We start from the raw sequence: 9,882 nt of genomic DNA, 5'->3' as shown, positions 1-9,882 counted from the left end.
AACCGATCGGTCGCAGGTTCGAATCCTGCCTGTGGAGCCATATGGAGAAGTACTCAAGTGGCTGAAGAGGCGCCCCTGCTAAGGGTGTAGGTCGTGTAAGCGGCGCGAGGGTTCAAATCCCTCCTTCTCCGCCATGACGGCCCGTTGGTCAAGCGGTTAAGACACCGCCCTTTCACGGCGGTAACACGGGTTCGAATCCCGTACGGGTCATCTTGAAACCTTGCATATCCTGCAAGGTTTTTTTATTTTCCTAAAACGATATAATATACATCTGATTTTGTTTTTTATTTTTATACAGATTTACAACAAAAAACTCCATATCTCTTGTTTTTCTTCAGAAAATGAAGTTTTATGTCAATAAATATAAGCGCTTTCTAGAAAGGGCTTTTTTTTATTTCTCCGAATAAATAATATAAATGAAAACTATGATGTCAGAAAGGATGATTACATGGCCGCTGCCAGCCCAACAGCACATGATGTTTATCTTTTTCACGAAGGCAGTCTGTTTAAAAGCTATCAGCTGTTTGGCTCGCATTATCGCGAGCTGAATGGCCAAACTGGGTATGAGTTTTGTGTGTGGGCGCCTCATGCGTCAGAAGTTCGAGTGGCTGGGGATTTTAACAGTTGGTCAGGTGAGCTTCATGTGATGCAAAAAGTTAATGATAACGGCATTTGGACATTATTTGTTCCAGGTTTGAAAGAAAAGGAACGATATAAGTATGAAATCGTGACAAATAGCGGAAAGACTATGCTGAAGGCAGACCCGTATGCTTTTTATTCAGAGGTGAGACCGAATACGGCGTCTCTTACTTACGATCTTGCAGGGTACAGCTGGCATGATCAAAAGTGGCAAAAGAAGCAGAAAGATAAAACGATATATGAAAAGCCGGTTTTTATTTATGAGCTTCACCTTGGTTCATGGAAGAAGCATTCCGATGGCACGCTTTACTCCTATGAAGAATTAGGCCAGTCTCTTATTCCTTATATCAAAGAGCAGGGGTTTACCCATATCGAGCTGCTGCCCGTTTATGAACATCCTTATGATCGCTCTTGGGGTTATCAAGCAACGGGGTATTACAGCCCGACAAGCCGATTTGGCACGCCTCATGATTTGATGAGGTTTGTGGATGAATGCCATCAGGCAAACATCGGCGTCATACTTGATTGGGTCCCCGGACATTTTTGTGAAGATTCTCATGGGCTTTATATGTTTGATGGAGCGCCTCTTTACGAATATCAAGAAGAGCGTGACCGGGAGAACTGGCTGTGGGGCACCGCTAACTTTGATTTAGGAAAACCGGAAGTTCAAAGTTTTTTAATTTCTAATGCGTTGTACTGGGCGGAATTCTATCATATAGATGGTTTTAGGGTCGATGCCGTGGCCAATATGCTGTATTGGCCAAATCAGGCTGAACGCCATATGAATCCCTATGCAGTTGCATTTTTAAAGAAGCTGAATCAAACAATGCGGGAGGCATATCCGCATGTCATGATGATAGCGGAAGATTCCACCGAATGGCCTCAAGTAACAGGTTCTGTTGAGGAAGGGGGACTCGGCTTTCATTTTAAATGGAACATGGGCTGGATGAATGATGTGCTGAGATACATGGAGACGCCTTTTGAACAAAGGCGGCACTGCCATCAGCTCGTGTCTTTTTCCTTGCTTTATGCTTTTAGTGAACATTTTGTCTTGCCATTTTCTCATGATGAAGTCGTGTATGGGAAAAAATCACTTCTTCATAAAATGCCTGGTGACTATTGGCAGAAATTTGCCCAATATCGGCTTTTACTCGGTTATATGACCGCTCATCCCGGTAAAAAACTCATTTTTATGGGTTCGGAATTTGCTCAATTCGATGAATGGAAAGATACAGAACAGCTTGATTGGTTTTTGAACACCTTCCCCATGCATCAGAAAGCAAGTGTTTTTACTCAAGATCTTCTCCGCTTTTATCAAAAAAGCAAAATCCTTTATGAAAATGACCATCGTGCTCAATCATTTGAATGGATTGATGTCCACAATGAGGAGCAATCAATTTTCTCTTTTATTCGGTACGGCAGACGGCACGGTGAGGCGCTTATCATCTTATGTAATTTTACACCCTCGGTCTATCATCAATACGATGTAGGCGTTCCCTTTCTTACCCAATATATCGAAATGTTGAACAGTGACAATGAAAAATATGGGGGCTCAGGTCAATTGAATAAAAAGCCGTTAGCAGCCAAATCTGGAGCTGTTCATCAAAAACCGTACTATATCACGATGACAATCCCCCCTTATGGCATTTCGATAATGCGGGCGGTGAAAAAAAGAGGAGAGATAAAATAATGAAAAAACAATGTGTGGCTATGCTCCTTGCCGGCGGAAAGGGCAGCCGTCTCAGCGGGTTAACAAAAAATATGGCAAAACCGGCCGTATCTTTTGGGGGAAAATACCGGATTATTGATTTTACGCTCAGCAACTGCTCGAATTCAGGCATAGACACAGTAGGCATCTTAACGCAATATCAGCCATTGGAGCTGAATTCCTATATTGGCATTGGCAGTGCATGGGACCTTGACAGGCACAATGGGGGCGTTACAGTATTGCCTCCTTATGCTGAGTCATCCGAAGTGAAATGGTATAAAGGGACGGCAAGCGCAATTTATGAAAATCTCAATTACCTGAACCAGTATGATCCCGAGTATGTGTTGATCTTATCAGGCGATCACATTTATAAAATGGACTACGGCAAGATGCTTGATTTTCATATAGAAAAGAAAGCGGATGTGACCATCTCCGTGATTGAAGTGGGATGGGAAGAAGCAAGCCGATTCGGCATCATGAAAGCAAATGAAGACGGGGTCATCACACATTTTGATGAAAAGCCTAAATTCCCAAAGAGCAATTTGGCATCCATGGGTATTTATATTTTCAATTGGCCGCTCTTGAAGCAATATCTTGAGATAGATGACCGGAATCCGTATTCAAGCCATGACTTCGGCAAAGATATCATTCCTCTGCTTTTGGAGGAGAAAAAGAAGCTTTCCGCTTATCCGTTTAAAGGATATTGGAAGGATGTCGGAACGGTGCAGAGCTTATGGGAGGCTAATATGGATTTGCTGAAAGACCAGTCTGAGCTGGGGCTGTTTGAACGCAATTGGAAGATTTACTCTGTCAACCCGAATCAGCCTCCGCAATTTATTTCCCCTGAGGCGCAGGTTCATGACTCACTTGTGAATGAGGGGTGTGTTGTTTATGGGAATGTGTCTCACTCCGTTCTTTTTCAAGGGGTCACCGTCGGTAAGCACGCAACGGTCAAGCGTTCAGTGATTATGCCGGATGTGACAATCGGTGAGCATGTCGTGATTGAGAATGCCATCGTGCCTAAGGGATTGGTGCTTCCAGATGGCGCTGTGATTAAATCTGAAACAGACATTCAGGAGGTGCTGCTTGTATCGGAGGAATTTGTAGAGAAAGAATTGATTTAATGACTGAAGAGGAGGCAGAATCAGTTGATCAATAATCAAATGTTAGGTGTTATAGATGAAACCACATATAAGCATTCTCTTCAGGATTTAACCGCACAGCGGTCACTTGGTGCGATTCCTTTTGCTGGCAGGTACCGTTTGATAGATTTTATGCTGTCCAATATGGTGAATGCGAATATTAGGAGTGTAGCGATTTTTCCGAAGTATCGCTACCGGTCTCTTATGGATCATCTTGGAGCCGGGAAGGAATGGGATTTGCACCGAAAAAAGGACGGCCTCTTTTTTTTCCCGTCACCGCATTTGCATGATGAGTATGATGAATTCGGTTCATTCCGCCAGTTTTCTGATCATCTCGATTACTTTCATAGAAGTACACAGCAATATGCCATCATCACTAACAGCCATACTGTATGCAACATTCAATTTCAATATGTGTTAAAAAGACATCAGGAGGTGGGCTGTGACATTACCGAGGTCTTTCAGGACGGTCAGTCGCTCCAAATCTATATCATGTCTTCTAAACTCTTGAAAGAATTGATCTACGGACATGTTGAAAAAGGATATAGAACCATTCAAGAAGTTGTTGAAAAAGAAGCTTCCGCATTGACCATTTGCCCATACGAATATTCGGGGTATGCGGCCGTTATTGATTCTGTAGAAAAGTATTATACCCATAGCATGGAGCTTATTCAGCCGCGTTTTTGGCAGCAGGTGTTTTTGCCACAGCAGCCGATTTATACAAAAGTGAAGGATGAGCCCCCAACAAAATACGGGAAGTACAATACCGTTAGAAATTCTTTAGTGGCAAACGGCTGTGTGCTTGAGGGAGAGGTCGAAAACTGCATCTTGTTCAGGGCGGTGCATGTCGGGAAAGGCACGAAGCTGAAAAATTGCATTATTATGCAAAAAACGCAGATTGGTGAGAATTGTTTGCTGGAGCAGGTGATTGCTGATAAGGATGTCAAAATCGGCAATGCGACTGAAGTCTCGGGAACGGAGGAGCAGCCGCTCGTATTAAAAAAAGGATTGGTGCAAGGAGAGCTGATGAATTCTTGAAGGTGTTATTTGCTGTCTCAGAATGTACCCCGTTTGTAAAATCAGGAGGCTTGGCCGATGTGGCCGGCGCGCTGCCCAAAGTGCTTTCTCGTCTTGGGAACGACGTAGCGGTGATCATGCCGAAATACAGTCAAATCCCTGAGGCCTGGCAAAAACGCATGAAGAAAACAGCTGAATGTACAGTTGCTGTTGGCTGGCGTCAGCAATATTGCGGAATTGAACATTTGGCTGAAGATGGTGTGAATTATTATTTTATTGACAATAAATATTATTTTTCAAGAGACTCCCTTTACGGGCATTTTGACGACGGGGAGCGGTTTGCTTATTTTTCAAGAGCTGTGCTGGAAGCGGCAGAAGCAGTAAATTTTCAAGCTCATATCATTCATACTCATGACTGGCATACAGCTATGGTCAATTACTTGTTGAAAGAGGAATACAGCAAGCACCCCTTTTATGAGCAGATGAAAAGTGTGCTCACGATCCATAACTTGCAGTTTCAAGGTGTTTTCCCGCCTGAGGTGACACATGACTTGCTCGGGCTGGACATGAGTCATTTTCATTATGAAAGATTAGAATGCAATGGATTTGTTAATTTTATGAAAGCGGGGATTATTGCTGCTGATCATGTAACAACGGTGAGCCCGACTTATAGAAATGAAATCTTAACGCCTTATTACGGCGAGCAGCTTGAGCCAGTTTTGCAGTATAGGGAAAAGGATTTAACAGGGATCTTAAACGGTATTGACGACTCTTTCTATCAGACAGAGAGCAATCCGTATATTGAAGTGCATTACGATCCTGAACATCTTGATTTAAAGGAAGAAAATAAAACGAAGCTCCAGCAGCGGATGGGCCTTCCGGTACGGGAAGATATTCCGCTGATCAGTATGGTAACAAGGCTGACCAAACAGAAGGGGCTTGATCTTGTTAAGAGAATGATGCACGAGCTGCTGGAGGAGAGAGACATACAGCTGATTGTGCTCGGTACGGGGGAACGGGAATTTGAGGACTACTTCCGGTACATTGAATTTGCATTTCACGATAAATGCAGGGCGTATATTGGGTTTGATGAGCCGCTCGCCCATCAGATTTATGCGGGCTCAGATTTGTTTTTGATGCCCTCGAAATTTGAGCCGTGCGGTCTGGGGCAGATGATTGCGCTTCAATATGGCACTATTCCGATTGTCAGAGAAACGGGCGGGCTTTATGATACAGTCCGTTCCTACCGGGAGGAAGAGGGAACAGGCAACGGTTTTACGTTCTCAGCCTTTAATGCTCATGATCTGAAATTTACGATCGAGAGGGCGCTGTCGTTTTATCGCCAAAAGGATGTATGGAAGAGCATCATGAAAACTGCAATGAATACAGATTACAGCTGGAAACAATCAGCAAAACAATATCAGCGCATTTTCGAGCATGTGACAAGGAGTGGACGGGATGTTCTCGAGTAAAGAACGCTTTGCAGCCTTATTTTTAAAGCGTCTGGAAATGACGTGCGGGAAAAGCTTTCAAGAATCTTCCAAGCTTGATCAATATAAAACCTTAGGCAATATGATCAGAGAGTACATCAGCGCTGATTGGATTCAGACAAATGAAAGAAGCAGGTCCAATTCCGGAAAGCAGACATATTATTTGTCGATTGAATTTCTTCTCGGGCAGCTCCTTGAACAGAATTTAATGAATCTCGGTATTCGGGATGTAGTGGAAGCGGGTCTGAAAGAGATCGGCATCAGTCTAGACGAGATCCTTTATATGGAGAGCGATGCGGGGTTGGGGAATGGCGGTCTGGGGCGATTGGCTGCTTGCTTCTTAGATTCTCTGGCTTCGTTAAATTTGCCTGGGCATGGGATGGGTATTCGGTATAAGCATGGCTTATTTGAACAAAAGATTGTTGACGGGCATCAAGTTGAGCTGCCTGAGCAATGGCTGAAAAACGGAAATGTATGGGAAGTAAGAAATGCTGATCAGGCGGTTGACGTGCCGTTTTGGGGCGAGGTGCATATGACTGAAAAAAACGGCCGTCTGCATTTTCGTCATGAACAAGCAACAATCATTACCGCCGTTCCTTACGATATCCCGATCATCGGATATGATACGGGCACAGTCAACACGTTAAGACTTTGGAACGCCGAGCCTTATGCGCATTATCACGGCGGCAATATTTTGTCTTATAAACGGGAAACAGAAGCTGTATCTGAATTTTTGTATCCTGATGACACGCATGACGAGGGTAAGATATTACGGCTGAAGCAGCAGTACTTTTTAGTGTGTGCCAGTTTAAAAAGCATAGTGAACAATTATCGCAAAACGAATCAATTATTATATAGCCTGCATAAAAAAGTAAGCATTCATATTAATGACACCCATCCTGCACTTGCTGTGCCAGAGCTGATGCGGATTTTGCTTGATGAAGAGAACATGAGCTGGGAAGATGCCTGGCATATCACGGTACATACAATTTCCTATACGAATCATACGACACTGTCAGAAGCGCTTGAAAAATGGCCGATTCATTTATTTAAGCCGTTACTCCCGCGAATGTATATGATTATTGAAGAGATTAATGAGAGGTTTTGCAGAGCGGTTTGGGAGAAGTATCCCGGTGACTGGAAAAGGATAGAGGATATGGCGATTACGGCCCACGGAGTTGTCAAAATGGCTCACCTCGCAATAGTGGGAAGCTACAGTGTCAACGGAGTTGCCAAAATTCATTCCGACATATTAAAGGAACGGGAAATGCGTAATTTTCATTTGATGTTTCCGAATCGGTTTAACAATAAAACAAATGGAATTGCCCATAGACGCTGGCTGTTAAAAGCCAACCCCGGCTTGTCCGCCATGATAACAGATGCGATAGGCAATGAATGGATAAAACATCCGGAATCCCTGATTCAGCTCGAACCGTACGCTACTGACCCCGCTTTTATTGAGCAGTTCCAAAATAACAAAAGCAGAAAAAAGCAAGAGCTTGCTGATCTGATTTTTTGCACGGCCGGAGTGGCAGTGAATCCGGACAGCATATTTGACGTGCAGGTGAAACGGCTTCATGCGTATAAACGGCAGCTGCTGAATGTTCTTCATATTATGTATTTGTATAACCGCCTGAAGGAGGATTCGGGATTTTCAATTTATCCGCAAACCTTTATTTTCGGAGCAAAGGCTTCACCAAGCTATCATTACGCGAAGAAAATCATTAAACTGATTCATTCCGTTGCGGAGAAGGTAAATTATGATCCGGCGGTGAGGCAACTGCTCAAGGTCGTTTTTTTAGAAAATTACAGGGTTTCTATGGCGGAGCAGATTTTTCCGGCATCAGATGTAAGTGAACAAATCTCGACTGCAAGCAAGGAGGCGTCCGGTACAGGAAATATGAAGTTTATGATGAATGGCGCGCTGACAATCGGCACGCATGACGGGGCGAATATTGAAATTCTGCAACGCGTCGGAGCTGATTGTGTTTACACATTTGGTTTGAAGGCGGATGACGTTCTTTCCTACCAGGAAAACGGAGGCTACAGATCAAGGGAATATTATCAGCATGACCGCAGAATCAGGCAGGTTGCCGATCAGCTGATCAACGGCTTTTTTGAAGGTGAACCTGATGAATTTGAATCCATTTATGATTCGCTGCTGCCGCATAATGACGAGTATTTTGTGTTGAAGGATTTCAGCTCATACGCGGATGCTCAGGAGCGTGTTCAAGCTGATTATCAAGATCGGCGAAAATGGTCAGAGCGTTCAATCTTAAACATTGCCCATTCAGGCTATTTTTCAAGCGACCGGACAATTCATGAATATGCGAAACACATTTGGAGAATTAAGCCGATGGTGTAAAAAAGCCGCTATTTGAGCGGCTTTTTTTGTTCAAAGATTCATTGAATAGATCGTAAAGGATAAGACTGTTGCAAAGGCACTCCATAAAAAATAAGGCACAAGAAGCCAGCTTGCGGCCCTGCTGTATACTTTTGCAATGATGATCACAACCAGTGCTGTTATGGTGACAAGCAGGCAGTCAATGGATGCGGCAAGGAGATTCTTTTGCGTAAACTGAAAATAACTGAATGCCTGATTCAGCACATAATTGATCAAAAACGCCAGCCAAAAGCTTTTCGCTTGTCTAAATGACCTTTTGGCATAAACAATGGCAGCCGAAAGAGAAATCAGTGCAAACAGGATGGCCCAGATGATGCCGATCGTTGACCCGTTTGGTGTCCAGTCTGGCTTTTTCAGTGAATGATACCAATTTTGGTCGATCGGAAATAGATAGTCTGCGGCTGAAAACAGCACGTATGTAAGGATAAAAACCACGATTGCGCCGATCATCTTTTTCATGTGTTTCCTCCGGTATGTATTTATTTTACATGTACTTTCTCTTTATCTTGGATAGACACCCCCGCGGTATGCGGGGGTGATGATGTAGATGAGCTGAAGTTATACGGTTTGTATACAAATGCAGACATTAACTTTTGAAAACATAAAAGCGAACCTCTTTCCCGGGGGTGTCAATCTGCATGGAGGTCGCCAAACGTCGTCATGATGCCTTCTTCATCCAGCTCTTCCTCATAACGTTCATGTGCCCTGCTTGGATACACCGTAATTTCTTTGCCTGTAATATCTGTGGCAATGAAATTCTCATATGATTCTGTATTGCCGATATTTTCTTCGGCATTCATTGTCATATCATCATAGCTGAGCGGCGGATTTTCCATGTCCTGCGGTGTTTCTGAGTTTCCATATTTTTCAACGTCCTGGTAGGAGTCTTCACTGTCATAAGGCGCTCTGATTTCTTCATCATCGTCAAATTCAAATTGACCGAAGGGTGTTTCTTCCTCAATCGGACGGTCTTTGGAAACGACATCCTGTGATGAATACTCTGCGAGCGTCGTGGCAGTCGGAAGCGCTTCAAGACGTTCATAAGGGATTTCTTTTCCGCTGACCTCACAAATCCCGTACGTGCCGTTTTCTATGGCCTTCAATGAATGCTCAATGTCCCGGAGGTGCTCCCGTTCATGCAAATCAAGAGCAATGTCTTTTTCACGCTCATAAAGCTCTGTCGCCTGATCGCCTGGGTGGTTGTCATATGCAGAAAGCTCACCCCATGAATCATACGGAAAGGCAGAATTGAGCTGAAAGTGGTCATTGTCTTTGAAGCGGTTCAATATATCTTCCTTCGTTTCTTCAAGTTCCTTTTTTAAATGCTGAAGCTGTTCGTTTGTAAGCAATATAATCGCCTCGTTTCTCTGTAATGCATACCTTTAGTATGGACAGATCGCCTGAGAACTTTCATAAATCCCTTGTGGAGGAATATAGGAGATTTTCCTTATATGGTAAGCGGATACAACCTTTGCTATCAGT

7 protein-coding genes and 3 tRNA genes (1 of these 10 cut by a window edge) are annotated in these 9,882 nt (G+C 43.6%); 8 read left to right on the top strand and 2 right to left on the bottom strand.

Annotated features, from left to right (window positions below; translation table 11 throughout):
• From NST56_RS16465 to glgP, 8 genes are all read left to right on the top strand, one after another.
• Window positions 1-40 (top strand) — tRNA-Asn (locus NST56_RS16465) (it extends 35 nt beyond the left edge of the window).
• Between the two features lie 3 nt (window positions 41-43).
• A tRNA-Ser gene (locus NST56_RS16460) sits at window positions 44-134 on the top strand.
• Between the two features lie 4 nt (window positions 135-138).
• A tRNA-Glu gene (locus tag NST56_RS16455) sits at window positions 139-210 on the top strand.
• Window positions 211-448: 238 nt separating this feature from the next.
• The gene (glgB, locus tag NST56_RS16450) at window positions 449-2,329 is read left to right on the top strand and encodes a 1,4-alpha-glucan branching enzyme (RefSeq protein WP_339177837.1); all 1,881 of its coding nucleotides are present in this window, start codon (window positions 449-451) and stop codon (window positions 2,327-2,329) included.
• Window positions 2,329-3,471 (top strand): glucose-1-phosphate adenylyltransferase, encoded by a 1,143-nt coding sequence (locus tag NST56_RS16445; RefSeq protein WP_326196386.1) that lies wholly within the window; start codon window positions 2,329-2,331, stop codon window positions 3,469-3,471. The genes glgB and NST56_RS16445 overlap by 1 nt, the downstream gene beginning before the upstream one ends.
• A 24-nt stretch (window positions 3,472-3,495) precedes the next feature.
• The gene (glgD, locus tag NST56_RS16440) at window positions 3,496-4,527 is read left to right on the top strand and encodes a glucose-1-phosphate adenylyltransferase subunit GlgD (RefSeq protein ID WP_010331611.1); all 1,032 of its coding nucleotides are present in this window, start codon (window positions 3,496-3,498) and stop codon (window positions 4,525-4,527) included.
• Entirely contained in the window at window positions 4,524-5,978 is a 1,455-nt protein-coding gene (gene glgA / locus NST56_RS16435; RefSeq protein WP_326331656.1) for a glycogen synthase GlgA, read from the top strand. The genes glgD and glgA overlap by 4 nt, the downstream gene beginning before the upstream one ends.
• Window positions 5,965-8,361 carry a glycogen phosphorylase GlgP gene (glgP, locus tag NST56_RS16430; protein ID WP_339177828.1) on the top strand — a complete coding sequence of 799 codons (2,397 nt, stop codon included), beginning with the start codon at window positions 5,965-5,967 and terminating at the stop codon, window positions 8,359-8,361. Before glgA ends, glgP begins: the two co-directional genes overlap by 14 nt.
• A gap of 30 nt (window positions 8,362-8,391) precedes the next feature.
• Here the strand turns inward: glgP and NST56_RS16425 are convergent, their stop codons facing one another.
• Together NST56_RS16425 and NST56_RS16420 are read right to left on the bottom strand one after the other, a co-directional pair.
• The gene (locus tag NST56_RS16425) at window positions 8,392-8,859 is read right to left on the bottom strand and encodes a tryptophan-rich sensory protein (protein ID WP_339177825.1); all 468 of its coding nucleotides are present in this window, start codon (window positions 8,857-8,859) and stop codon (window positions 8,392-8,394) included.
• Between the two features lie 170 nt (window positions 8,860-9,029).
• On the bottom strand, window positions 9,030-9,749 hold the full coding sequence (locus NST56_RS16420) for a yteA family sporulation protein (protein ID WP_010331607.1): 720 nt from the start codon (window positions 9,747-9,749) through the stop codon (window positions 9,030-9,032).
• Between the last annotated feature and the right edge of the window lie 133 nt (window positions 9,750-9,882).

The sequence above is a fragment of the Bacillus sp. FSL R5-0560 genome (assembly GCF_037966305.1).
Classification (GTDB): domain Bacteria; phylum Bacillota; class Bacilli; order Bacillales; family Bacillaceae; genus Bacillus; species Bacillus mojavensis.
This window is presented reverse-complemented; position numbering and strand designations above follow the sequence as displayed.